The sequence below is a fragment of the Planctomycetia bacterium genome (assembly GCA_021413845.1).
Lineage (GTDB): Bacteria > Planctomycetota > Planctomycetia > Pirellulales > PNKZ01 > PNKZ01.
This window is the reverse complement of record JAIOPP010000060.1, coordinates 1-24,507: the sequence shown is the minus strand read 5'-3', so window position 1 is coordinate 24,507 and position 24,507 is coordinate 1. Positions and strand designations below refer to the sequence as shown.

21 protein-coding genes and 1 riboswitch are annotated in these 24,507 nt (G+C 61.1%); of the genes, 12 read left to right on the top strand and 9 right to left on the bottom strand.

Features of this window, described 5'->3' with window-relative positions; all coding sequences use genetic code 11:
- Positions 1 to 141 precede the first annotated feature (141 nt).
- From K8U03_11245 to K8U03_11235, 3 genes are read left to right on the top strand one after another with little or no spacing between them, the layout of a single operon-like run.
- A complete protein-coding gene (locus K8U03_11245) occupies positions 142 to 495 on the top strand; it encodes a hypothetical protein (GenBank protein ID MCE9605463.1) in 354 nt (117 codons plus the stop codon).
- Between the two features lie 9 nt (positions 496 to 504).
- Positions 505 to 1,932 (top strand): iron-sulfur cluster-binding protein, encoded by a 1,428-nt coding sequence (locus K8U03_11240; protein MCE9605462.1) that lies wholly within the window; start codon positions 505 to 507, stop codon positions 1,930 to 1,932.
- On the top strand, positions 1,929 to 2,642 hold the full coding sequence (locus K8U03_11235) for a lactate utilization protein (protein MCE9605461.1): 714 nt from the start codon (positions 1,929 to 1,931) through the stop codon (positions 2,640 to 2,642). The genes K8U03_11240 and K8U03_11235 overlap by 4 nt, the downstream gene beginning before the upstream one ends.
- Here K8U03_11235 and asnS read toward each other — a convergent pair.
- The 3 genes from asnS to K8U03_11220 all read right to left on the bottom strand — a co-directional run bounded on the left by asnS (position 2,639) and on the right by K8U03_11220 (position 6,655).
- Entirely contained in the window at positions 2,639 to 4,054 is a 1,416-nt protein-coding gene (asnS, locus tag K8U03_11230; protein MCE9605460.1) for an asparagine--tRNA ligase, read from the bottom strand. The two genes, K8U03_11235 and asnS, sit on opposite strands and share 4 nt — an antisense overlap.
- A gap of 33 nt (positions 4,055 to 4,087) precedes the next feature.
- The gene (locus K8U03_11225) at positions 4,088 to 5,182 is read right to left on the bottom strand and encodes an FAD-dependent oxidoreductase (protein ID MCE9605459.1); all 1,095 of its coding nucleotides are present in this window, start codon (positions 5,180 to 5,182) and stop codon (positions 4,088 to 4,090) included.
- Between the two features lie 117 nt (positions 5,183 to 5,299).
- Positions 5,300 to 6,655: a class I SAM-dependent methyltransferase gene (locus K8U03_11220; protein MCE9605458.1), complete on the bottom strand. Its 1,356-nt coding sequence runs from the start codon at positions 6,653 to 6,655 to the stop codon at positions 5,300 to 5,302.
- Between the two features lie 124 nt (positions 6,656 to 6,779).
- Here K8U03_11220 and K8U03_11215 point away from each other — a divergent pair, with 124 nt between their 5' ends.
- The 6 genes from K8U03_11215 to K8U03_11190 all read left to right on the top strand — a co-directional run bounded on the left by K8U03_11215 (position 6,780) and on the right by K8U03_11190 (position 13,757).
- A complete protein-coding gene (locus K8U03_11215) occupies positions 6,780 to 7,745 on the top strand; it encodes a sugar nucleotide-binding protein (protein ID MCE9605457.1) in 966 nt (321 codons plus the stop codon).
- A 19-nt stretch (positions 7,746 to 7,764) separates the two neighbouring features.
- The gene (locus K8U03_11210) at positions 7,765 to 8,274 is read left to right on the top strand and encodes a hypothetical protein (GenBank protein MCE9605456.1); all 510 of its coding nucleotides are present in this window, start codon (positions 7,765 to 7,767) and stop codon (positions 8,272 to 8,274) included.
- A gap of 2 nt (positions 8,275 to 8,276) precedes the next feature.
- The gene (locus K8U03_11205) at positions 8,277 to 8,852 is read left to right on the top strand and encodes a hypothetical protein (GenBank protein MCE9605455.1); all 576 of its coding nucleotides are present in this window, start codon (positions 8,277 to 8,279) and stop codon (positions 8,850 to 8,852) included.
- Positions 8,853 to 8,949: 97 nt separating this feature from the next.
- Positions 8,950 to 10,704 (top strand): carbon starvation protein A, encoded by a 1,755-nt coding sequence (locus K8U03_11200; protein ID MCE9605454.1) that lies wholly within the window; start codon positions 8,950 to 8,952, stop codon positions 10,702 to 10,704.
- Positions 10,705 to 10,947: 243 nt separating this feature from the next.
- Positions 10,948 to 12,465, top strand: coding sequence for an aldehyde dehydrogenase family protein (locus K8U03_11195; protein MCE9605453.1), 1,518 nt, complete (start codon positions 10,948 to 10,950; stop codon positions 12,463 to 12,465).
- A gap of 2 nt (positions 12,466 to 12,467) precedes the next feature.
- Positions 12,468 to 13,757, top strand: a complete 1,290-nt coding sequence (locus K8U03_11190) for an acetyl ornithine aminotransferase family protein (GenBank protein ID MCE9605452.1) — start codon at positions 12,468 to 12,470, stop codon at positions 13,755 to 13,757.
- Positions 13,758 to 13,872: 115 nt separating this feature from the next.
- On the opposite strand, the gene K8U03_11185 is transcribed toward K8U03_11190, so the two are convergent.
- The 5 genes from K8U03_11185 to tmk all read right to left on the bottom strand — a co-directional run bounded on the left by K8U03_11185 (position 13,873) and on the right by tmk (position 18,532).
- Positions 13,873 to 14,211 (bottom strand): trigger factor, encoded by a 339-nt coding sequence (locus K8U03_11185; GenBank protein MCE9605451.1) that lies wholly within the window; start codon positions 14,209 to 14,211, stop codon positions 13,873 to 13,875.
- 204 nt (positions 14,212 to 14,415) lie between these two features.
- Complete coding sequence (locus K8U03_11180) at positions 14,416 to 15,309, bottom strand: hypothetical protein (GenBank protein MCE9605450.1); 894 nt, start codon at positions 15,307 to 15,309, stop codon at positions 14,416 to 14,418.
- Positions 15,310 to 15,321: 12 nt separating this feature from the next.
- Positions 15,322 to 16,326, bottom strand: coding sequence for a transglutaminase-like domain-containing protein (locus K8U03_11175; protein MCE9605449.1), 1,005 nt, complete (start codon positions 16,324 to 16,326; stop codon positions 15,322 to 15,324).
- Positions 16,327 to 16,538: 212 nt separating this feature from the next.
- A complete protein-coding gene (locus tag K8U03_11170; GenBank protein MCE9605448.1) occupies positions 16,539 to 17,858 on the bottom strand; it encodes a hypothetical protein in 1,320 nt (439 codons plus the stop codon).
- 38 nt (positions 17,859 to 17,896) lie between these two features.
- Positions 17,897 to 18,532: a dTMP kinase gene (tmk, locus tag K8U03_11165; protein ID MCE9605447.1), complete on the bottom strand. Its 636-nt coding sequence runs from the start codon at positions 18,530 to 18,532 to the stop codon at positions 17,897 to 17,899.
- Positions 18,533 to 18,645: 113 nt separating this feature from the next.
- On the opposite strand from tmk, the gene K8U03_11160 reads away from it, so the two are divergent.
- From K8U03_11160 to K8U03_11150, 3 genes are all read left to right on the top strand, one after another.
- The gene (locus K8U03_11160) at positions 18,646 to 19,137 is read left to right on the top strand and encodes an MEKHLA domain-containing protein (protein ID MCE9605446.1); all 492 of its coding nucleotides are present in this window, start codon (positions 18,646 to 18,648) and stop codon (positions 19,135 to 19,137) included.
- Between the two features lie 204 nt (positions 19,138 to 19,341).
- A riboswitch (cobalamin riboswitch) is annotated at positions 19,342 to 19,576 on the top strand.
- Positions 19,577 to 19,610: 34 nt separating this feature from the next.
- Positions 19,611 to 21,716 carry a TonB-dependent receptor gene (locus tag K8U03_11155; GenBank protein ID MCE9605445.1) on the top strand — a complete coding sequence of 702 codons (2,106 nt, stop codon included), beginning with the start codon at positions 19,611 to 19,613 and terminating at the stop codon, positions 21,714 to 21,716.
- Positions 21,717 to 21,904: 188 nt separating this feature from the next.
- Positions 21,905 to 22,366: a TIGR03067 domain-containing protein gene (locus tag K8U03_11150; GenBank protein MCE9605444.1), complete on the top strand. Its 462-nt coding sequence runs from the start codon at positions 21,905 to 21,907 to the stop codon at positions 22,364 to 22,366.
- Between the two features lie 43 nt (positions 22,367 to 22,409).
- Here K8U03_11150 and K8U03_11145 read toward each other — a convergent pair.
- On the bottom strand, positions 22,410 to 24,507 hold a 2,098-nt coding region (locus tag K8U03_11145; protein MCE9605443.1), incomplete at its 5' end, for an NPCBM/NEW2 domain-containing protein.

Genomic DNA, 24,507 nt, shown 5'->3' with positions numbered 1-24,507 from the left:
TATTTCATCGGCCGCGGTCGGCGATATTAATTCTTCTTGATCCTTGGTCGAGAAGCATATCGCTGATCGCGGCCGGTTTCGTTATGCGGTAGAATCGCGAGCATCGCCCACCTAGAGCCTGCTCCCGAGTCGCACCCGGCCATGTCGAAAACAAAATCGCAACGGCACGCTCAGAAGAAGAAATTCGTCGTTCGTCCGACGGTCGATGCCCTGACCGTAGCCTGGATTACGATGCTCTCGACCACGCTGATGTGCGAACTCGGCTCCGTGGCCGCTCGGCTCTACGTTGCGTTCGTCGAGCCGCGCGCCAACTTGCTGCGGATGTTCGCCGCGTATTTGTTGGTCGCGGCGGCGATCGTCGGCATCTTGCTGCTCGTCACGACGCCGATCGTCGTGAAGCGTAAACGCTCGAATCCGCCGATGCCGCTCGTGATCTTCGCGTTCGTCGTCGGAGCGGTTCCTTGGCTCGCCATGCTAACGCAACTCTCGGAGTAGACCGGCGGCATGTCGACAACTGATTTCACGCGTCAAACGCACCACGAATTTCTCACGGCCTCGTCGCAGGCCTTGGTCGACGCGAACCTGCAATTGTCGTTGGCAAACGTCGGCGACACGCTTGCCAAGCGAAACCGAGAAGCTTGGGAGACCTTTCCCCAAAGTGCTCCCCTGCGAGAACTGGCTCGGCAAATCAAAGACGCGACCCTGGCCGACCTTGCCGGCCATCTCGAAACGCTCGAGGCGAGCGTGCGCGAGCGCGGGGGAGAGGTCCACTATGCCGGCGACGGGGACGACGCGTGCCGCATCGTGACCGATATTCTGCGCAGTCGCGGAGCGAAGCGGGTCGTCAAAAGCAAGTCGATGACGACCGAAGAAATTCATCTGAACGACGCCCTCGAAGCGGCCGGCATCGAGCCGATCGAAACCGACTTGGGCGAATACATCGTGCAGTTGTCGAAGCAACGGCCGTCGCATCTCGTGGCCCCGGCGTTGCACTTGCGCATGCCGGAGATTCACCAACTGCTCTCGACCGACGCCGGCGAAACCTTGCCGAACACGCCGGAAGACCTGTGCGCCTACGCTCGCACTCGCTTGCGAGATGCTTTCGCCACGGCCGATGCGGGCATTACCGGCGCCAACTTCGCCGTCGCCGAAACCGGCACGATCGTGCTGATCTCGAACGAAGGGAACGCGCGGCTCACCGTCACGATGCCGAAGCTGCACATCGCGATTCTCGGCATCGAGAAAGTGATTCCGAAGCTCGCCGACTTGCCGATCTTCTTAAAGGTCCTCGCGCGGGCCGCGACCGGACAGAAGCTGTCCATTTATACGACGCTCGCCAACGGCCCGCGCAAGCCCGACGAACTCGAAGGCCCCGACGAGTTCCATGTCGTGCTGTTGGATAACGGGCGCACGCGCATCCTCGAAGGGCCGTTGCGCGAGAGCCTGTTTTGCATTCGTTGCGGGGCGTGCTTGAACGTCTGCCCGATCTATCGCAACATCGGCGGCCATGCCTACGGCGGCACGTATTCCGGCCCGATCGGCGCGGTGCTGACGCCGCTCTACGACGGGCTGACGAACAACCGCCACTTGCCGCACGCTTCGAGTCTGTGCGGCGCATGCCAAGCGGCTTGTCCGGTGAAGATCGCGATCCCCGAGATGCTCATCCAACTCCGCGACCAACTCCACAAAGAACCGGGCGAGATGCACTGGGCCGAAGCGCAAGCCTACGGCCTCTGGGCCCGGAGCATGCGCAGCCCGCGACTGTATCGCTTCCTCACTTGGCTGGCGACGCGCACCGTCGGCCGAGTCCTGCCGAGCGGCTGGCTGAAGAAATTGCCCGGCCCGTTGCACGGCTGGACGAAGAACCGCGACTTTCCGGCTCCGGCCCGCGAGCGCTTCCGCGATTGGTGGAGCAGGGAGGGGATGGAATGAATCGCGAAGCTTTTCTGGCTCGCGTGCGCGAAGCGGCGACCTCCGGTTTGCGCTACCGCGTACATGCCGACCCGACCGTAACGCGCGCGATGGGCTACAGCACCATTGAAGAAGATCTCGTTGCCAGGTTCACTGCGGAAGTTGCGAAGGTCGGCGGGCGGCCGGTCGTCGTGCCGTCGATGGAAGCGGCTCGTCGCGAGGCAGCGCAAATTTTTCGCATATACGAGCCCCGCAGCGCCCTCTGTTGGCGGCATCCGGTCCTCGACCGCTTCGGCCTCACAGACTGGCTGCGCACGGAGCGTGTGACGCAGATCGACTCGGCCTTGCTTGCGCCGCAGGCCCGTGCGGAGCAGCGCCGCGACATGCTCGCCGCCGATATCGGCATCACTTCCTGCACGTTCGCGCTCGCCGAAACCGGCTCGCTTGTCATGGCCCATGAGTTCGGCAACGAACGGGTGGCGAGCCTCGTGCCGCCGGTTTATCTCGCGATCGTGAGCCGCGAGCAGATCCTGGCCGATTTGTTCGACGCGTTCGACCGTCTCGGCGAACGGCTGGCAAAGCGCGACTGGCCGAGCAACGTCACACTGATCACGGGCCCGAGCAAAACCGGCGATATCGAGTCGAAACTCGTCGTCGGCGTGCATGGGCCGGGCAAGTGGCACGTCCTGGTCGTCGACGAGACGGCCGGCGAAAAACCTGCGCCGGCTTAATACTCGGCGTTCCCCGGCGTGCGTGGATACGGGATTACGTCTCGAATGTTCGCCATGCCGGTGATGAACTGCACGACCCGCTCGAGACCGAGGCCGAAGCCGGCGTGCGGCACGGTGCCGTAGCGGCGCAGGTCGATGTACCAAGAATACTGTTCGGCGTGCAGGCCTTGCTCGGCCATTCGTTGTTCGAGCACGTCTAAGCGTTCTTCGCGCTGGCTGCCGCCGATGATCTCGCCGACTTTCGGCACGAGGATGTCCATCGCGCGCACCGTCTTGCCGTCGTCGTTGACGCGCATGTAGAACGGCTTCAGCGTGCGGGGATAATCGTAGAGAATCGTCGGAGCTTGGAATTTCTCTTCGGTCAGGTAGCGTTCGTGCTCGGCCTGGAGGTCGCAGCCCCAGCTGACCGGGAACTCGAACTTCTTGCCGCTGGCGATGAGAATGTCGACCGCTTCCGTGTACGAGCAGCGGACGAAATCCGCCGCCACGATCTTCTCGAGCGTTTCGATCGCGGTCTTGTCGATGCGCTCGGCGAAGAACTTGAGGTCTTCGCCGCAGCGGGCGAGCACGTCGCGGAAGATGCGCTTGAGAAACGCTTCGGCCAGCCGCATGTTGTCTTGCAGATCGAAGAACGCCATCTCCGGCTCGATCATCCAAAACTCGGCCAAGTGTCGCGTGGTGTTCGAGTTCTCGGCACGGAACGTCGGACCGAAGGTATAGACCTTGCCGAGCGCGCAGGCCAGCGTTTCTCCTTGCAGCTGACCGCTTACCGTGAGGTAGGTCGGCCGCTCGAAGAAGTCTTGCTTGTAGTCGACCTTGCCCCCCGCGCTCGCAGGGAGCCGCGGCAACCGCTCGGGATCAAGAGTCGACACGCGGAACATCGAGCCGGCCCCTTCGCAATCGCTGGCGGTGATGATCGGCGTATGGACGTAGAGGAAACCTTGCTCTTGAAAGAAGTCGTGAATCGAACGGCTCACGCAATTCCGCACGCGCGCGATCGCGCCGAACGTGTTCGTGCGCGGGCGCAGGTGGGCGATCGTCCGAAGAAACTCGAACGAATGTTGTTTCTTTTGCAGCGGATAGGTCTCGACGTCGGCCGTTCCGTAGAGCGTGACTTTCGTCGCCCCGATCTCCGTCTCTTGGCCTTTCCCTTGCGATGCCTTCACCAAGCCTTCGACGCCGACGCTGTAGCCGGCCGCGAGATGCTTGATCACGTCTTCGTAGTTCGGCAACGTCGCATCGGCGATGATCTGCACGTTGCCTTGGCTCGAGCCGTCGTTGAGCTCGAGGAAGCTGAAACCTCCCTTTGAGTCGCGGCGCGTGCGGATCCAGCCTTCGAGCAACACCTCGCGTCCGACGGCGGCCGCCTTGCGAGCTTCGGCTACGCTGATCTTCGCTGGGACCTTTTCCATCCGTGAACTCTCCCGCGTGGGTGGTGAATCGAGTTACTCGTGAGCCGCAAGCCAGCGTTCGGCATCGAGCGCCGCCATGCAGCCGCTACCGGCCGATGTGATCGCTTGGCGATAGTAGTCGTCGGCCACGTCGCCGGCGGCGAACACCCCTTCGACGCTCGTGTTTGTTCGGAACGGCACCGTGAGCTTGAGGTAGCCCTTCTCGTTGGTCGTTAGCTTGCCGTGAAGGAAGGCGGTGTTCGGGGTGTGCCCGATGGCGACGAACATGCCGGCCGCCGGGAGGTTGCGCGTCGAGCCGTCGAGCGTGCTCTGGAGCGTCACCGAGGTGAGCCCTTCCTTGTCGTTCCCTTGGCACTCGACGACGGCGCTGTTCCACGTGAGCTCGATCTTCGCGTTCGCCAAGGCGCGCTCGGCCATGATCTTGCTCGCGCGAAGTTTATCGCGGCGATGCACCAAATAGACTTTCGAGGCGAAGTTGGTGAGGTAGTTCGCTTCTTCGACGGCCGAGTCTCCGCCGCCGACGACCACGAGCTCCTTTTTGCGAAAGCGAGGGAGCGCCCCATCGCAAACCGCACACGCGCTGACGCCCCGGTTCTTATACGTCTCTTCCGACGGCAGACCGATGTAATTCGCGCGGGCCCCGGTGGCGATGATGATCGCATGGGCTTCGACGACGGTCTTCTCACCGGTATGCAGCTTATACGGCCGCGACGAAAAATCGACGTCGACGATGTCGTCGCCGACGACGCGCGTGCCGAAGTTGATCGCTTGCTGCTTCATCAACTCGACGAGCTCGACCCCCTGCACGGCATAATGCGGCGCGCCGTTCTTTTCGTGGCCCTTAGGCGGGGGCGGCAAGTTGTAGTGGCGGTCCTCGTCGACGGCGCTCTCGATAAACGCGCGCACGTTGCCGACCGGAAAGCCGGGATAGTTTTCCACTTCCGTCGTATAGGCCAACTGCCCGAGCGGGATCATCTCGGCTTGCGGCGTCCCCTCGTACAGCAGCGGCTCGAGGTTCGCGCGGGCTGCGTAGATGGCGGCCGACCAACCGGCGGGCCCACTCCCGATGATGACGACTTTTTCTGCCAAGACGAATACTCCCGATCGAAATTTCCAGGTGAGCGGCATGTGCCGAGAAGCCGGAGCCCTTGCGCTCCGATTTCCGACGCCCCTTCGTAAGGGGCAATTATAGGGCTGCCGGCCGAGGCGTCTACCGTCGTCGAGCGGGCTTGTTCTCGCAGGGCGTCATTCGCGGGGCGTCGGCCGACGGATCGGTCCGACTCCGACGCCGAGATAGTAGTGGGCCAGTTGCCGAAAGCCCGTGTGAATGGTTTCGTCGTTGGCGGAGAACAAGAAGACCTGGCGAAAGTGCTGCGACATTTCGGCTTCCAGGCGATCGCCCGAGTACAGGTTCACATGGCCTGCGCGTGTCGTCGGGTTCGCGTAGGCATCCGAAGCGAGGCTCGGGGTGCCGACGATCGCCAGCCCGTCGTCGGCCAGATGCTCCGTGATACGACTCCAAAATCGGTCGACGTTCTGCGGCAAGATATGTTCGATACAGTCGAAGTTCACCAGCGCGTCGTACTTTTCGACGGGAGTTTCGAAGAAGTCGCCGCAGGCGAAGCGAACGCGTCGATCGTGGAAGTTGCCCTGCGCGACTTCGATTGCCTCGGCGTCGAAGTCGAGGCCGACCGCAGCGCCGTTTCGCTGTGCGAGCAACCATGTTCCCAAGCCCTCGCCGCAACCGACGTCGAGCACCTTGCGGTTCGGACCGATCAATTCTGCCCCGAACCGATAGTAGGCCATCGAATGCAACAGCCGCCGCGGACTCTGATGCAACCAATGACACAAATGCCGCCCGAAGCGAATCGGCTCGTCTGACGGAACTACATCCGGCGAACGTGTCACTTCGACGGTTAGTTCCCGCCGAGCGCGATCGGCTGCCCGACGCGGGAGCATGCCGATCAAGAGCGCGTAACCGGTTCGGGAATGTTCCTGCTGGTTCGCACAATCGACCGTGATCGATTCTCCGTAGCACCGAAACTCGAAGACCTGCGCGAAACGGTCGTCCATCGCGCGGCGAACGGAGTCGGAATGCCCGGCGTCCGAGTCGTAATTGATACCGACCGCAACGATTCCGTCGTCGTCGAGCAGCCGCAATACAAGATCGAAAAAAGGGGCGATCGGCGAAGTCGTCGGGGAGCCCACGGCCGCGAGAGCGCGGGCGAACTCGAGGCAAACGACCAAGTCGTATCCGGCAGCTTCCTGAACCACGTCCGTGCGAAACTGCATCGCAAACGGCTCGAACAGCCGATTCGCTTCCTCGGCAAATGGGGCCTCAGCATCGACGCCGACGTACGCAGCCGCAAACTCGGCCAGAATGCGGCTCCCGAGCGGCTCCCAGACGCCGAGTTCTAAGATGCGCCGGTTCTTGCTCGCCAGTCGGGCCAAGAACTTATAGCGCGCCAGCGTAATCGATAAACTCGCGGGATCGTTCCGCAAGCGTGCGGTCGAGCGCGCGCCGAGCGTCGCCTCGCGCGTGCCGTAGCGATCGGTCACGCGCGACCATGCTTCCTGTTCCGACTTGGGCAATTCGTCCATAGGTCGAGATCGGAAGCGGCGAGAAGATCGAGACGGAAAAAAGCAGTATACTGGTCGCCGTGTCGGCTCGAAAGTCGACACGGACTTCGACGACGATCTCCCTTACGTTCGCGCGGCAACTCGGATGCAACCAACCACTCTCGATCGCGATGCGCCGCACGATCGCGTCTTAGTGGTCGGAGCAACGGGCACGGTCGGGCGGCGCCTCGCCGCCTGTTTTCGGCAGACGCACGCAATGGTTGCGGCCACGAGTCGCCGTGCGAATGCCGACGGCGAATTCCTGCCGTTCGATTTACGAACGGCGGACGTCGGCTCGTTGCGATTGCCGGAGTCGCGGTATTCGTTCGGGGTCGTGTCGGCCGGCATCACGAAGGCCGACGAATGCGAGCAATTTCCGCAGGCCACGAGGGCGGTAAACGTCGACGGCACGATCACGCTGCTCGAGCGCCTTTTGGCCGCCGACGTCGTGCCGGTGTTCTTGTCGTCCGATTATGTTTTCGACGGCACGACCCACGCGTCCGAGACCCACAGCTACTACGACGAGACATCGGCCGTGTGCCCGATCAATGAATACGGCCGGCAAAAGGTGGAAGTCGAAAGGTTTCTGACGGCGTGCGGCCGACCCCATCTTACGGTGCGGCTAGCGCGCGTCGTCACCGAGGCGGTCGGCGGCGGCTGCATTCTCGACGAAGCCTGCTCGCGACTCCTGGCGGGTTGCGAATACCGCGCCGCGATCGACCAATGCTTTAGCATGATCTACGTCGACGACGTCGCTCGGCTGATCGACGCGGCCATCGCGCATAGAATGCGCGGACTGATTCATGCGGCCGCCCCTCCGGCAACATCTCGCTATGAATTGATCCGCCAAGTCGCCGCAGCGCTACAGATCGACGACGCGCAAGTCTCCCCGTGTCGCCTTGAGCAAATCGCGGGTGCAGCGAAACGCCCCCTACGAACGGTCCTTCGATCCTGGCGAGCCACCAACGAACTGCGGTTCGCATTTACCGATCCGAACGAAGTGCTACTGCAAATCTGCGCCGCGCATCGTGCCCGAGCGTTGCCGGCGAAATCATTGAAGTCCATTTATTAGCGGAGAGACTCGGCCTCGCATGGCGACTTTTTTACTAGGCGTCGGTTTGTTCTCGGCGGCGTTTGCGCTGCATGTCGTCGTGTGGCGGTTGCATCGGCCGCGGCGTCCTTATGTTGCGCTGGCAACTCTTTTTCTCGTCGTCGTTCCGGCCGTGGCCGCGGTGGCCGGCGCTCTGTGTGGAGTGTCGCCGAGTCTGTTCGGGGGATGGTCGGGCCTGGTGTCGGCGCTGCTATGCCATGTCGCCCTCTCGCTTGCGTACATCGTCACCTACACGGCGATCGAGAGCGACAGCGCTACGCTGACGATCGCCCTGGCGCTGGCCCGAGCGGGCGAAAAGGGACGGTCTCAAGCAGACATTCAGAACCTCTTCGACGACGACTTCGTGATCGGCGCGAGGTTGAAATCGCTCGTCGATACCGGCTATCTCCGTTTGCAAGGAGACCGCCTCACCATTACCGAGCAAGGACGCGGGGTCGCCTCGCTCTATCGTCTGGTCCGGCGTCTCTACCATCTGCAGGTCGGGGGCTAATCGTGAACGAGATCGAGTTGCCGGCCGCTCCCATCGTAGGACTCATCTGCTGCGGCATCGTGCATATGGCCGCCGCCAACCTCACGCGCGGCACGCGGACGCTCGGCGCGTTTATCGTTTCGTTCCTCGTCGGAGGACTGGTCTGTACTGCGCTCGCGGCGATCGCTACGGCAGCGCCGAGCGTGCGCCTACTCGATCGCATCGGCTCCCTCGGCACGGCCTGGCTTACCTACGGAGGCCTCGCCTATTGCTACATCAACTTCGTCAACGTAGCGATCGCCTCGCTGCGAGTTCGCATTTTGACGGAGCTGGCGGCCAGTGACACGGGAACCACGGAGCAAGATCTCATCGGGCGATACGGCGTTCGCGACCTCGTCGGCGTGCGCTTGGAGCGGCTGAGCCGGTCGGGCCAGTTGACGGCGCGCAACGGTCGCTTCTATCACCGCCCCTCGGCCATCTACTTTCTCGCCCTTTGCCTATCCCTGTTCAAGCAGTTGGTGCTGGGGAGCGGCTGGGGGCGCAATCTCGAAGGAAACGACCTAGGCGATGGCCGCCCGACGGCGGAGCGGCCCGAGTGAGGTGGGGAGCCGCCGCCGGCCTCGGCCCGACTCCGCTTGTTCGGCATGCCGGGCAGAGGTATTCTGCTAGTGGTCGCCCCACTTCGGAGTGCTTGGTATGACGCTGTTGCCGATCGTGCTGTTGTCCGCCGTGATTCTGTCGATCGCCTATTTCACTTATGGGCGACTTCTGGCTCGGCTCTTGAAGCTCGACCCGACGAAGCCGACGCCGGCCGTCGAACTGCGCGACGGGCTCGACTACGAACCGATCGACTCGAAGTTCTTGATGAGCCAGCATTTCTCGGCCATCGCGGCGGCCGGGCCGATCGTCGGTCCGATCGCGGCGGGCCTCGCGTTCGGTTGGCTTCCGGCCCTGATTTGGATCCTCGTCGGCTCGATCCTCATCGGCGGCGTTCACGACATGACGGCCCTCACCGCTTCGATCCGCCACAATGCCGGCTCGATCGCCGAGGTGGTACGCAAGCACATCAGCCAGCGTTCGTTCTTGTTGTTTCTCTCGTTTGTGTGGATCGCGCTGGTCTATATCATCGTCGCGTTTACCGACGTCACGACCGCGGCGTTCGTCGGCCGGCAAGATCTCGGCGGCGGGGTCGTCGTGCATGGGGGCGCGGTCGCGACCTCTTCTCTGTTGTATCTCGTGCTGCCGATCGTGATGGGCCTGCTGCTCCGATTTACGAAGCTCTCGCTCAACTGGGCGACTCTGATTTTTCTCCCGCTCATCGCGGCGACGATCTACGTCGGCCCTTACATTCCGTTCGATATCGAGCAGATATTCGGCTTGCAGAAGGCCGCGGCGCAAGATGTGTGGGACGTCGCGCTGCTGATCTATTGCCTCGTCGCCGCGGTCGTGCCGGTCTGGTTGTTGCTGCAACCGCGCGGGCACTTGGGGGGCTACTTTCTCTATATTGCGCTCGGCGGCGGAGCGATCGGCCTCGTGCTCGGCGGACATAAGGTCGAGTATCCGCAGTTCATCGGGTGGATGTCGGCTCGCGGCGATACGCTGTTCCCTTTCTTGTTCATCACGATCGCCTGCGGAGCATGTTCGGGCTTCCACTCGCTGATCGCTTCCGGTACCACGTCGAAGCAGCTGAAGCATGAAACGGATGCGCGGCCGATCGGCTACGGAGCGATGTTGCTCGAGGCGATGGTCGCGATCGTGTCGCTGTCGTGCGTGATGATCTGGGCCCAAGGCTCGCCGACGTTGAACTCGACGCCGAACGTCATCTACGCGCAAGGGATGGGGGAGTTTCTTCGCACGCTGCACATCCCGCCGCAGTTTGCCATTTCATTCGCGCTAATGGCGTTTACGACGTTCGTTTATGACACGCTGGATGTCTGCACGCGGCTGGGGCGCTACATCATTCAAGAGCTCACCGGCTGGAAAGACGCGAAAGGGAAATGGCTCGGCACGGGCCTGACTTCCGGAGTTCCGTTGTACTTCCTGTTGCAAGCTCCCCCGGTCGACGCCAAAGGGGTTCCGCAACCTTTGTATAAGCTGTTTTGGAATCTCTTCGGCGCGAGCAACCAATTGCTCGCTGCGCTGACTCTGCTCGGTGTGACCATCTGGCTCTGGCGCACGCGCCGCGAAGCTTGGGTCTGGTTGGTCACGGGCGTGCCATGCGTGTTTATGTATGTGATGAGCAGTTGGGCGCTCATCGCGATGACATGGCCGAAGTTCGTGAACAAAGAGACCGGCGGCTATCAGGTGCCGACCGATCCGGTGCCGTGGATCGGCATCGTCTTGCTCGTGCTAGCGGCCCTGATGTTGGTCGAAGCGTTCATCGCTTTGCGTGGCGATCGGCGACCGCCGGCGCGCGGCCTGTCGCTCCCGGCGGTTCCTGCGGCCGGTTAAGTTTTCCCCAGCGATGACGACGCCGACAGGACACTTCTCGTCGGCCTTGTGAAATCTTTCTCAGACTTCCGCTTGCCGCCGGAATGGGCGATGCCGCGCGAGCTATCGAGATCGATCTTGCCGAAACCGTACAATGCCGTTCGGCGGCAGCTAGGTTTTCGGTCGTGATTCTCGATAGGAACAGCTATGAATCGGCAACAAGAATCGCAAGGGGTCGGAGCAGCCGGGCTTTGGACCGGTCGCATGTTCGTCGATGGCCGTTGGTCGAACGGAAATGCGATGCTGGAGAATCGCAATCCGGCGCGCAAGGAGGAAGTGCTCGGGCACTTCCCGCGCGGCACTCGCGAAGACGCCGCCGCTGCGGTCGCGGCGGCCCGGCGCGCGTTCCCCGCTTGGCGGCGCACGAGCCGTATCAAGCGCGGAGAAATGTTCGATCGCTTGGCGACGCTGATCGCCCGCGATCGCGAATCGCTCGCGAAAACGTTGGCCCGCGAGAGCGGCAAGATTCTCGATGAGGCGCGCGCCGAGGTCGTCGAAGGTTTGCATATGGTGCAATACGTTTGCGGCACGGCCCGGCAGGCGATCGGCGATTGCGTCGCTTCGGAGATCACGGGGAAGGATCTGTACGTGCGTCGCAAACCGCGCGGGGTCGTCGCGGTGATTACGCCGTGGAACTTTCCGTTCGCCGTTCCGCTGTGGATGCTCGCGCCGAGTTTGTTGGAAGGGAACACGACCGTCTTCAAGCCGTCGGAAGAGACGCCCGAGATCGGCGAGCGACTTACGGCGCTCTGCGAAGAGGCCGGCTTTCCGGCCGGCACGATCAACCTCGTGCAGGGGCTCGGCGAAGAGGTCGGCGATGCGCTGGCCCGGCACGATGACGTAGACGTCGTCTGCTTCACCGGCAGCTACGACGTCGGCTCGCACATTCGCAAGCTCGCGGCCGAGAGCGACCATAAGACCTGCGCTTGCGAGATGGGCTCGAAGAGCGCCGTGATCGTGTGTGAAGACGCGCGGCTCGATCTGGCCGTGCCTGCCGCACTGCTCAGCGCGTTTAAGACGACCGGGCAGCGCTGCGTTTCGGCAGGGCGCGTGCTGGTGCATCGCAAGTTGCTCGAGCGGTTCGAGCGCGAGCTTTGCGAGCGGGCCGCGCAGTTGAAGTTCGCCGATCCGTTTACGGCCGGCGCGTTCGCCGGTCCGCTGATCAATCGAGCCGCGGCGGAAAAAGTGCTGCGCTACAACGAACTCGCGAAAGCCGAGAAAGCGGTCGTGTTGTTCGACGGCAGCCGGGTCGCCGAGGCCGAAGAAGGGGGCAACTTCGTCGGGCCGTTTATCTATCGCCAAGCCTATGGACCGACGGTCCGCACGATCCGGGAAGAGGTTTTCGGCCCGCATCTGGCGGTCATTCCGTTCGACGACGACGCCGAAGCGATTCACATCTACAACGATACTCGTTACGGATTGTCGATGGCCGTCGTCACGGAAGACTATCGCCGGTGGCGACTATTCCGTGATGAGTGCGACTACGGCATGGGCTACGTCAACCTGCCGTGCATCGGCGCCGAGGTGCATCTGCCGTTCGGCGGCGTGAAGCGCAGCGGCAACGGTCAGCCCTCGGCTGCGGGGCTCATCGATTCGGTCACGCATAAGACCTCGTTCACGGTGAATCACGAATTGGGCATCACGATGGCGCAAGGAATGAGCGCCGGCTCCGCAACGAACGCAACTTCGCCGGCGCCGACCGACACGAAAGCGAGGCACTAACCATGCATACCAGCGCCATCTTGAAAGCTCCGCACATCGTCGTGCCGCCGCCGGGCCCGAAGGCTTGGGCTTGGATCGAGCGCGACGACCAGGTGATTTCGCAGTCGTATACGCGGGCCTATCCGTTGGTCGCCGCGCGCGGGCACGGCTGCACGATCGAAGACGTCGACGGAAATCTGTTTCTCGATTTCACCGCCGGGATCGCCGTCACGGCGACCGGCCATGCGCATCCCGATGTCGTGGCGGCGATCGCCGATCAGGCGTCGAAGCTGGTGCATATGTCGGGGACCGATTTCTATTATGCCCCCGAGATCGAGCTCGCCGAGCGTTTGGCGGCGCTCGCTCCCGGCGAAGGGGCGAAGCGCGTCTTCTTTTGCAACAGCGGTGCCGAGGCGATCGAAGCGGCGCTCAAGCTTGCGCGACATCGCACAGGTCGGCAGCGGGTCATCTCTTGCTACGGAGCGTTTCACGGTCGGACCTACGGCGCGATGTCGCTCGGAGCTTCGAAGGCGATCCATCGACATGGCTTCGGCCCGCTGCTCGGTGCCGTTCATCACATCCATTTCGATTGCGAACGAGCGGAAATCGAAGAACAATTCGCGACGGTCTGTCCGGCGGATGAAGTCGCCGCGATCTTCGTCGAGCCGATTCAAGGGGAAGGGGGCTATCGCGTGCCGTCGGCGCGGTTCTTGCCGATGTTGCGAGAAGTTTGCGATCGGCACGGCATTCTATTGGTCGTGGATGAGGTGCAGTCAGGCATCGGGCGGACGGGCCGGATGTTTGCGGTCGAGCATTTCGGCGTCGTGCCGGATATCGTTTGCATTGCGAAAGGGATTGCGAGCGGGATGCCGCTGGGGGCGATCGTGACGAAGGCCGAGATCATGAATTGGCCGCCGGGAAGCCATGCTTCGACGTTCGGCGGCAATCCGATCAGTTGCCGCGCGGCTCTCGCCACGCTCGACTTGGTCGAGGGCTCATTTATGCAAAACGCGGCCGAACGAGGAGAGCAACTCGCCGTCGGCTTGCGCCGGCTGGCCGCCGATCCGGCGACCGGCTTAGCAGCCCCTCGCGGCATCGGGCTGATGCAGGCGATCGACGTCACGGCTGCGGAAGGATCGCCGGCGACACGACGGCATGAGATCATTCAGAGCGCATTCAAGCGCGGCCTGCTGCTGCTCGGCTGCGGCAAGACGGCGCTGCGCATTTGTCCGGCGCTGTGCGTAACGGCGGAGGAAACGGAAACGATGCTCGACCTGCTGCACGATGTTTGTCGGCACGTGCCGGGAGCATGAGTTGCTACATAGGCTTCCGCAGGGAGACATGTCCTTCGCACCGACTGCTGCGAACCGCTCAAAATGCTAGTGCAAGTCGCGCCGTCGGAAGTTCCGCCCCGTTATGCACATGGTGTTACCTTGAGGGGAGCTTGGCAATGAGCTTTTCCACTTCTTCGAGCTTGAGTTGCCCCGCATGGTCTTGGCCCGCCTGATATAGCGTAAACGCCTCTTCAACTAGCGATCGGCTTTGAGAAAGGAGCATGGATTCTCCTTTCTCTTGCGAGGCGAGATACAAGCCGTATCGTAGACCGTCAAAAGCGAGGCCCAAGTTCAGTTGCTCATCCGGACCGAGCCAATCGTACGGCATGAATAAATCGGGTGCGCATACGGTCACCATCGATACGAAGTCTTTGAATCCGTGCAAATCGGTAAAACCAAATGCCGGATGATCTTTAGGGGAAGACGAGCCCATAAGAGCCTCCTAACTGGGTCGGCCTCACGATTAATGTCATTCCCGCCGGAGAAGGTATGGAGATCATTGATTGGTGGCATTAACACCGCTACGAAATCGCGGTTATCGAATTCGCTATTCCCGATCCGATGTTCAAGCCATCGCGAGAATTCTCAGAGCGTCGTTTCTCCGCAATTCACGGACGTTACGAACGCTAATCCCCGGTTAGGCCGATGCCGCGAGTGAGTTTTGAATCCGCTTGACGATCGCTTCCGCCTTCTCGAGCGCGAACGACTCTCTGCCGCGACGCCTAAAGAAATCGAAGGCGACCGCGTTGGCGCTGTGGAGAGAATCGATGATGAATTCGGAAATCGACTCGGAATTCACGATTTCTTGAGGAACCGGAATATCGACTCGCAGGAGTTTGTCTTTCGCGGAAAACTTGCCTTCAAGCGGAAAGTCGAAGTCAAGGGACCCAAGCGAACCCGGAACCAGAAACACGACGTTTACGGATGGTTCGTCACCAAGCTTGAAATCGCCGCGCTCGGTGACCGTTAGGTTCAGAGCGGCATTTAACACCTTGTACGCTTGCGAATCTCGAAGCTCAGGCCCCATATAGTCGACACCGATCGAGATCATTTGTGTTTCTATCAGTTGCCGCTCCAAACGGAGCATATCTGCCCGAGAACCTTGCGCCACGCGAAACATCTGTTTGTCAAGCAAGAACTCGTTGCTATATCGCTTGCTCATGTCTTGAGTGATACCCCACTTTAGCAGCGTACCAGACGGATCTTCCAAACGATACAGGACCGCCGTACGACTTGATAACGTCGAATTACCGTGGACGCTTTCAACACTGTTGATCCATTTCACGTAGCCGCTACGAACGCCGGTTCCGTACGCAGAATTGCTTTGGGTCGATTTGACCCATGCAAGCATGTCCTTAGCTCCTCCGCGAGCTTGGTACGCTCGAAATGCATCTAGCCGCTGGATCAGGCGAGGGTTTACGGCGCTGTTTGCTGCTCGGGCCACCGCAACGGCAGCATCATCGGCAACGGTCGCGGTGCCACGCACGATGCCCATACTCGCGAACGTTCTTCCTTTGAGCGGAGATAACATCGTAGAAACCTCCTATTCGCAATGGACGAGGATGCGATCCGGCAACTCGGCAAACTTGGTGCCGACGGATGCTCCGGCACCCTCGAACTGCTCCTTCAAGATTTTGCTCACGATGTCGAGCCGAATGAACTCGTGCTCCATCTTGACCGGTAAGTTCCGGAACCGCCGTTTCGTCGGCCATTGGATTTGAACGTCCGGGAACCAGACCGGCGTCGAGGCACTCAAGCCGATCCTCCAACCGTGCATTAGCTGCATCGCGGAGCCGATGTGCGCGGGATCGTCGGGCGTTAAACCATGCGCCCAAAGCATGCACTTGATGCCGTCGTTCAAGTTTTGGGCGACGGTCAAGCATCCTCCGCGATGAAAAAGAAAGGAAGCCAGTTCTTGCGTGGCGGTCATGGAGGCCAAAAAGCCGAATCGTCCGGCTTCGGCCGGAGTCAGTTTTTTCGGCCAGTCCAAGTAGTAAGAATCCGGAAAGCTCTCGTAGCCCTCAATCGCGCATTCGACGTTGAATCGCTCTGCGGCATCCCAACGGACGAACATATGCTCCGTGGTCCGCACGAGCTTGAGCGGATAACCGAGCCGTCGGCCGACCGCCGCGTAAAGAACACTAACCGGCAGGCACATTCCTTCCCGTTCGTTCAGAAGGCCGTGCATGAAATAATGTTCCGGCTTCTTGAACGCTTCTTCGGGCTTGAGGTCGTTCAGGGTGAGGTCGATCTTGATCTTGAATTGGTCCTTCACAACCTCCGAAAGAGCCATCGCTCGAAAGACATTCTCCGAGTTGTCGAACCTTTCGGGACTCTTCTCAAAGTGAGGCCGCAGTTTCGTCGTTTCTTCGCGGACGAGTTCCGCACAGCGGTCGAGCTGCGCAAGACAATCCGGAATGTCGAGCTTTTCCGTTCCTGGCAAGCCCTCGGCGCAGCGCAAATGAACTTCCGCGATATCGAAGCACGCGAGTTCCGCTTCCGTCAGGAAAGCCAACTCATGCAGCGAAGGAATCTGTTCCATCGGCATTGTGTTTCTCGCTTAAGTCGTTGGTGCCGTCTTCGCTGCCGTGGGGATGAAAACGGCAGGCAAGAGACCGACGGTCGACTGCAAGAACACATTAAGAAGCAACGATAGGGTTCACAATAATGCGAATACCCCAAACTCAATAAATATCTTGACGACCGCGAGGATGCCGCAAGGGCACCTATTTCGCAATTATGGTCGCAGAATATGCGTGATCAACGGAGCGAGTCGAGTAGTCGCAGCTTTTCGCGTTCGAGGGGGAACTCGACGTAGCTGGTGATCGATGCCGCCGCGGTCGTCTTGGTTTGCACTTGCGGCGTGAAGCCGTTCGGCGGCTTGATCGCTTCTTTTTGTTGCACGACGTTGCGCTTCTCGGTTCGTCCGAGCTTCGCCGCTTCGACTCCGAGACGTTTGGCATCCCCTTGATATTGCTCGACGATTACGCTTCGTTGTCGCAGCAGCGCTTCGCGCTGAGCGTTGACTTGTGCCGCCTCGGCGTCGACGTTCCGAAGCGCGAAATCCGCGGCGCGAATCTGATTGGAAATCAGATCGGCTTGTTGCAACAGCGAGACTTTCAGCAGCGGGTCTTTCGCAAGTTGCGCTTGCGTCAAGAGCGAGGCCACCGAATTATCGAGCTGCGCGATCTCGCCGCGAATCAATTGCGAGCGCGCGACGAGACGACCGAAGGCCGCATCGAGCGGCGCGAGTTGCTGGTCGAGCGCTGCGGTTTTCGCGCGGGCCGTGTCGAAGGCTTCTTGCGCTTGCTTGCGGATCGACTCTTTGTCGCCGGCGAGCGAAGCTTGTTCCGTTTGAAGTCGTTTGAGATCGAGTTCTTTTTGCTCCTGCTGCACGGCGATGCTTTCGGCCTTCGTGCGCCGTGTCTCTTCGTCGAGTTGCGTGAAGCGCTCGTTGACGCTCCCGAACGCGGCACTGAAAGCCTCGCGATCGGGCGAGGCGAGCCGCGTGAGGACGCGAGCACGCACGTCGGCCACGGCGGCTTGCGATACGGCTTTCGCGGCCGGGCCTTCGAGATAGCCGAAGATCCGTCCTAAGAACTCGGCCGCTTCACGTCTTGCCTCGGCACGGCCCGAGTCGATCGCGGTCGCAGCGACCCGCTCGCTGAACCGGTCGATCTCCGGAAGAGCGGCGGAATACTTCTTCATCAAGATCGCGAGATGGATCTTCGCTTGCGCGGCGGGCCAATAGTCGGGCGAAGCGGTTTGCAGCACGGTAAGCGTGCGTTCGGCCTCCGAGAAGCGAAGATAATGAAGCTGCACCAGAGCCAGGGCGAAGTCGACGCGCGGGTCGCTCGCCGACAACTCACGAGCACGAAGATGCAAACGCTCGGCCGTCGTGATTCCGTCCGCCGACTTTTCCCAAGTGTCGTTGAAGAGTTGCGACAAGACGGCCCGCAGCGCGGGATCGGTCGGCGCCGACGGTTCGGCGGCCCGCGCCGGCTGCGAGCATGCGAGGAGCGAGCAGGCGAAAAGTGAGAACGTGAGGAGCAGTGCGATCGTGCTGCGCAGCGAAGCCATGAGCGCGTCCTCGGCGTGCGGAAAGGAACGCTCGTATTTTACGGTTGCTCGCTCGCTGCCGCAAACAACGCGTCGACGGCACACCAAAGCTGCCGAAAGACGGCATCCGGCGAGCCGCTGCCGTCGATGATGCGAAACGTCGGATCGAGGTGCGCGGTATCGAGAAAGATTTTGCGGATCGCGCGGAGTTGATCGAGTTGCTCGAACTCGTTCGGCACATCGCCGCGCGATTCGCGAATCCGTGTGAGCGCGATCTGCGGATCGAAGTCGACGAGCAAGACCAAGTCGGGCCGAGGAGCGATCGCTTCGTTCTCGCGACGGATACGCTGGACGTCGGCTCCCCGTGCGCCTTGATAAGCCATCGTCGAAAAGTAGTAGCGGTCGAGCAGCACGACGGTCCCCTGCTCTAAGGCAGGTCGGATAACTTGCGCGACATGCTCTTTGCGATCTTCGATAAACGCATGCAACTCATCGGCGAGGCTCATCCGTTGCGATTCGGCCGAGGCACGGAGCTTGCGTCCCCAAGGGCCGTCGGTCGGCTCGCGCGAAGCGACGACGCTTTTTCCGGCTTGCCGGAGGGCTTCGGCAAGGCGTCGGACTTGGGTCGACTTGCCCGCCCCGTCGATTCCCTCGACGACGATCAGGCGGCCCGGCGAATGAGACGACGCATGCATGGGGGCGATCTTAACCGGAGGGTCGGCGTTCGGCAAACGGCCCCGGCTCGCGACGAGAAAAGAGCGCGCGTCCCCCTGGGAAGATGATCGATCGCGAGGCACAATCGACATCTATGCCTGCCGCCGACCACGAAGCAAATTCGGGACTGGTTTGGAAGCAACCGTCGCTGGTTGCGCACGCTCAGGTGTTGCTTGAGAGTTACCGCCGGCTGCTAGGAAGCGAACTCATCGAGCGGAGCGGCGACGCGCTGGACGAAGCCGAGCGGTTGTTTCATACTCCATGCGTCGTCGTGTCGCATGGGACGGAGCCGGACCCGATTCTCAACTACGGCAATCTTACGGCGTTGACGCTGTGGGAGACCGATTTCGCTGCGCTCACGCAGATGCCGAGTCGCTTGACTGCCGAACCGCTGGAACGGGAAGAGCGGGCCCGACTGCTGGCGCGCACCGCCGAGCAAGGGTTCGTGGACGATTACCGCGGCATCCGCATCTCGCGCACCGGCCAGAGGTTTCTGATCGAGCGCGCGATCATCTGGAACCTTCAAGACACAGCCGGCATACCGGTCGGCCAAGCGGCGACGTTCGCGCGTTGGCTGCTTCTCTGAACGGCTTGTCTCGATGGCATCATCTAGGCGGCGCAATCGGTGCAATCGATCGGTTGTGCCGGTCGGGGCCGTAAACAGTAACGATCGTAGGGGTTGTTCGGTGCCGTAGATATCGGGCCTAACGGTTGTAGCGCCTGTGAGTTACGGCCGAGCATAATCGTTGAAATCGTATTCATGCGCATGCGCGGAACATGTCGAAGCGGTTATTACGTGTTTGTAAAAACTGATCTGCTTGCCGGATTTCAGGGAAGCGGAGTGTAGGCCTGCGACTTGGATCGTCGACTCGCGACGACCGCTCGTGCCGGGCCGAATCTCCCGCCGCCCCGCGACTGTGACGGTGACGACGGCCGCAATACCACTGACGTTCTTCGGAACGTCGGGAAGGGCTGCCGAAGGACGACCCGAAGCCAGGATATCTGGTCTGCGCAAGCTCTCCCCTTGCTTCTTCCTCGATGGAAGAAAGGAGCAATTGCATGTCCTACGGTCTAGCCAAATTTCTCAGCGACTCGCTGCCGGCGATCCGAGTCGCCGGCCTCGTCGCCGCTCTCGCGGTCGCCTCGCCGACGGCTCGGGCCCAACCGCTCGACTCGAACGCAGCGACCGGCCCATCGCAACGGACGTTTCCGGAAGGGCCCGGCACGATCGTCGAAGGTGCGCTGGCACCCGGCGTCGGTTCGCAAGGGTCGGCCACGCCGAGCAATACCGTCTTAACGACACCGAACCTGACGCCGACCACACTCGCTACTACAGGTAGCTCGGTCACGGTAATCACCGCCGAGCAAATCCAACAGAAGGGGCAAGTCAACGTCGCGGAAGTGTTGCGCGGCGTGCCGGGGCTCGATGTCGTGCGCGCCGGTACTCCCGGCGGCATAACGAGCGTGTTTATTCGAGGTGCCGCGAGCCAAGAGACGAAGGTGCTCATCGACGGCGTGCCGGCGAACGATACGATCTCCCCAGGGGGCGGTTACGACTTTGCGAATCTCTCGGTCGACAACATCGAGCGGATCGAAGTCTTGCGCGGACCGCAGAGCGTGCTCTATGGAAGCGACGCGCTCGGCGGCGTCATCAGCATTATCACGAAGAAGGGGCAGGGAGCGGCGAACGGGAAAGTCAGCGTGTTGGGGGGGAGCTTTTCGACGATGAACTCGGCGGCGAACGCCGGCGGCTCGAGCGGACCGATTTACTATTCCGTCGCCGGTTCGTACTTCGACACCAACGGCTTCTCGGCCGCGAGTAGTCGGTTGCCCGGCAACGTCGAGAAGGACGGCTTTCAACTCGGCACGCTGTCGACCCGCACCGGTTGGCAACCCAGCGAGAACGTGAACCTCGACTTCACGTTTCGCTACAACCAAGGGAACGTCGATACCGACAAAGGGGGTGGAGCGTTCAAAGACGATCCGAACGACTCGAACACGATCCAGCAAGCGGTCGCGGGAGTTCGCCTTAAGACCACGAGCGAAGCGGGCTGGTACGAGCAACAGCTTTCGTATTATGTGAGCGATATCAAACGAGGAAATCGCGTGTTTCCGAACGCACCGGAACCTTATTATACGAATGCTCTGTATCGTGGAAACATTCAGCAGGTGAATTGGCGCAATACATTTCACGTGCTCGATACCGAGCGCTTAGGAAACAGCGTGACGGTCGGCGCGGCATATCAATCGGAAACCGGTTCTAATAGTACCGATGCTCTTTTCTCGTCCGGACCTTACGTCGCTTCCTTTCCCAAGACCTCGCTCGACGACGGGGCGGTGTTCGGCGAGAACCAACTGCGATTGAACGAGAACTGGTATACGACCGTCGGCGTGCGCAGCGACCACTACAACGTCTATGGAGCGCACGATACTTATCGCTGCACTTCTTTGTATCGTGTGCCCGGCACCAACACCGGCATCCACGGCACGCTCGGCACCGGCTTTCGTGCCCCGACGATTTATCAGCGGTTCGCTCCCGGCGGTTTCGGGAATCCGGCTCTGGTTCCGGAGACCAGTAAGGGTTGGGATGTCGGCATCGAGCAACCGATGTTCGACGGGCAATTGGTGCCGAACGTGACTTACTTCCGGAACGATTTCAACAATTACATCGACTTCAGCCTGAACACCTATCAGTACTACAACGTCACTCAATTCCGATCATCGGGCGTAGAATTCTCGACCCTCTTCGTCTTGAGCGACGTTTCCACACTCACGACTTCGTATACCTATACCGATACGCTTGCTCCTAGCACTGCGATTCCGCCGCCGATCGGCACCGGCGCTCAGTTGCTTCGTCGGCCGCGCAATAAGTTCGGTGTGACCTACAATCGCAAGTTCTGGAACGGCCGAGCGAACTGGAACGTCAACGGGATTTATGTCGGGGCTCGCGACGATGCGATCTTCGACGAGGTTAACTTCGGCCCTGATATTCGCGTTCGCCTGGCCGACTACGTGGTCGTCAATACGGCGCTGTCGTACGACGTTTCGCAAAGCTTGCAAGTCATCGGGCGGATCGACAATCTTTTCAACGAGAACTACGAAGAGCTTTACGGCTACGGGGTAGCACCGGTTTCGGCTTATGCCGGGGCGTCGTTGCGTTTCTAAACGCTTGAACTTTCCGAATAGCTCACCGGCTCGATGTCGATTACGGCGACATCGAGCCGGTCTCGTTTACGGCCGAGAAAACGCCCGCGCGGCGTCGACAGGCGGCGTCGCGCGGGAATGTCTTTGCGAAGGAGCGGAGCGCTACGCTATGTTAGGGCCGGTGCCCTGATCTAAGAAGGAAACCCCGTATGTTGTTGTCTAAGCTGTTCATCGTTCCGTTCCTAGCGGCCGTGGTTCCGTGCTTGTTGCTGCCGAAGCGCGTGCATGATCTCGGCATGGAGAACCTCGACGGCGACTGGCGGATCGTGAGCTTGCAAGCCCGCGGCAACCAAACCGATCCGAACGCCATGGCGCACGTCGTCTATCGGATCAAGGGGAACAAGTGCCTCTATATGAGCGGTGGCGCGGTCTTAAACGAATTCAAATGGACCCGCGACGAAACGCTTCGGCCGTTCACGCTCGACATCGAATACACCGGCGATAACCCCAACTCGAAGCAGCAGTACGCCGGCGGCGTGAAGGCCGTCTATCGCATGGTCGACGGCAAGCTGGAACGCAACTACGCCGAGCCGGGGAAGCCTCGCCCGACCGACTTCCGCTCGACCTTGGAAAACGGCCACACGCTGATCATGCTCGAAAGGGTGAAGTAGTAAGCCGGCTCTGCGGCGAATCCCGAGATGATCACGGATGCGTTTACGGGGCGGCAATTAAGCGAGCATTTAGCCACAAGGGGTTCGAATAACTCGGCACGCCCGAAACTTCTAGGCGGAGTAATTGAACATTCCGGACGTTCACGGCTGCTTCGGCCACGTTGAACGGTTCGGATTGAGGGGCGGAAGTCCACAGCACCTTCCCGTCGCCGAGAACACGAAACGTCTGTGGGCCGCCCACAGGCACACGCAATAAAAACGTTTCGGCCCGAAGCATGTCGTAGCGGCCGAAGATTTCGTATTCGACATGGGCCAGATTGAGCGGCGCGATCGTAGCGGTAAAAAGCGAATGCTCGACTTTGGACCCTTGCCAGGTGATCTGGGCATTGTTGAGTTGTTTGCCGTGTTTACCGAGCGATCCGTAACCGCTCCACGACTTCTCCGGCAAGTCGTCGAGAAACACGACTTTGCCTTGGTCGGCGGAGGGCGCGGTCTTCGGTTTGGCCGAGCCCTTCGGCACAAGGCGCGTGACCCAAATGTCGAGACCACCGAAGCCGCCGGCGCGATCGGCGGCGAAGTAGGCCGTGCGCCCATCGGGAGCGAACCAAACATCATCGTTCGAAAAGGGATTCGAGCGCAGCGCCAACGACGATTTTGTTCCTGCCGAGCTAGTGAAGGTGAAGTGCCACACACCGCTGCGGCGAAACACGATGGTCTGATTATCGCCGAGCAGTATGCCGACGGATTCCGTCCCACCCTGGGTGTTAACGAACGGGCCGAGCTTCTCCGCAAGACCGAACGAACCGTCTCGCGACGTTCGACGGCTGATCCAAACGTCGTGTCCGGTCGCGGGATTGTAGACCGTAAAAATCAAGGTGAGGCCGTCGGCCGACATCGTCACGTGACGCTCGTGTTCCGGAGTTTCGGCCGGCGCACAGAGATTGCGTGGGTTGTCCCATTGCCACTTCGCGTCGAGCGTCGCGCGATGAAGTTCCTTGAGGCAATATTTATTGGAGCCGTCCGCCGTAATGCCGACCATCGAAAGTCCGTCGCCGCTGAGGAACGACTCGCCGAGGCCGCTGGATTTGCTCGGCTTATTAAACGGAACCGCCGACGACGAACGGGTCGCCTCGCTGCGTCCGCTGGGGCTGTCGTAGTAAATACGCAATTGATCGGCGGTGAGCGACATCGCCCTCTCGTCCGTCGGGCCGTTGATCGTCGGCCCGAGGTTTTCCGGTTCTGACCATTCGTAGTCGGGCGAATCGAGCGATTGTGCCACTGTGAGCCCTGAGACGGTGCGCCCCTCATCCGGCCTTCGGCCACCTTCTCCCGGAGGGAGAAGCGTTGATACAGGTCCCGCAGGGAGAAGTGTTTGCGGAACGACTGCGACGGCCGCTCCGCCGTTGTCGCGCATTTTGATGACGATGCCTGCCAGGAGCAGCATGCCGCCGAGCGTGCCGGCGACGATTAGTTTCAAGCGTTGACCGGAACCTTTCGCTTGGTTCTTCGACAAGCGTGTCGAACTATTCGATGCTCCCTTGTTGAGGGCTTCGCCTTTCGGAGCTGTACCGGCGTCGTGTGCGCTGAACTGCTCGGTGGCTTCGACTTCTCCCTTCGTCGCCGACTTCGCCTGCGAGGCCGAAACGGCTGATGTGTTAGTGCCGCTCGTTCCCATCGATTGCATGAACGAGGCCATGTCGGCGTTGTGTCCGGTGCCGGAGCCGAGGCCGCTCGAGGAGCCGCTGCCGGAGGGTGCTTCGCCGCCGTAGGGGGCGAGCGCCGCGATCACGTCGGGCATCGTTTGCGTCCGGTCTTGCGGGCGCTTGGCGAGCATCTTGTGCAGCGCTTGCTCGAGCGGCCACGGCGCATCGTCGCGCTCCTTCAGGAGCGACGGCAGCGGCGCGTCGCGATGTTTCATCAAGCGCGAGATCATCGAGTCGGCGTCGTACAGCTTCTTCGCCGTGAGCAGGTACCAGAGCGTGCAGCCGAGCGAATAGATGTCGGCCCGCGCGTCGGCGTGCTTCGTGTCCGACGCTTGCTCGGGGCTCATGTAATCGACCGTCCCCATCACTTGCTCGGTCGCCGTGAGGCCGTCGCCGCCGTCTTCGAAACGGGCCAGGCCCATATCGAGAATCTTGACG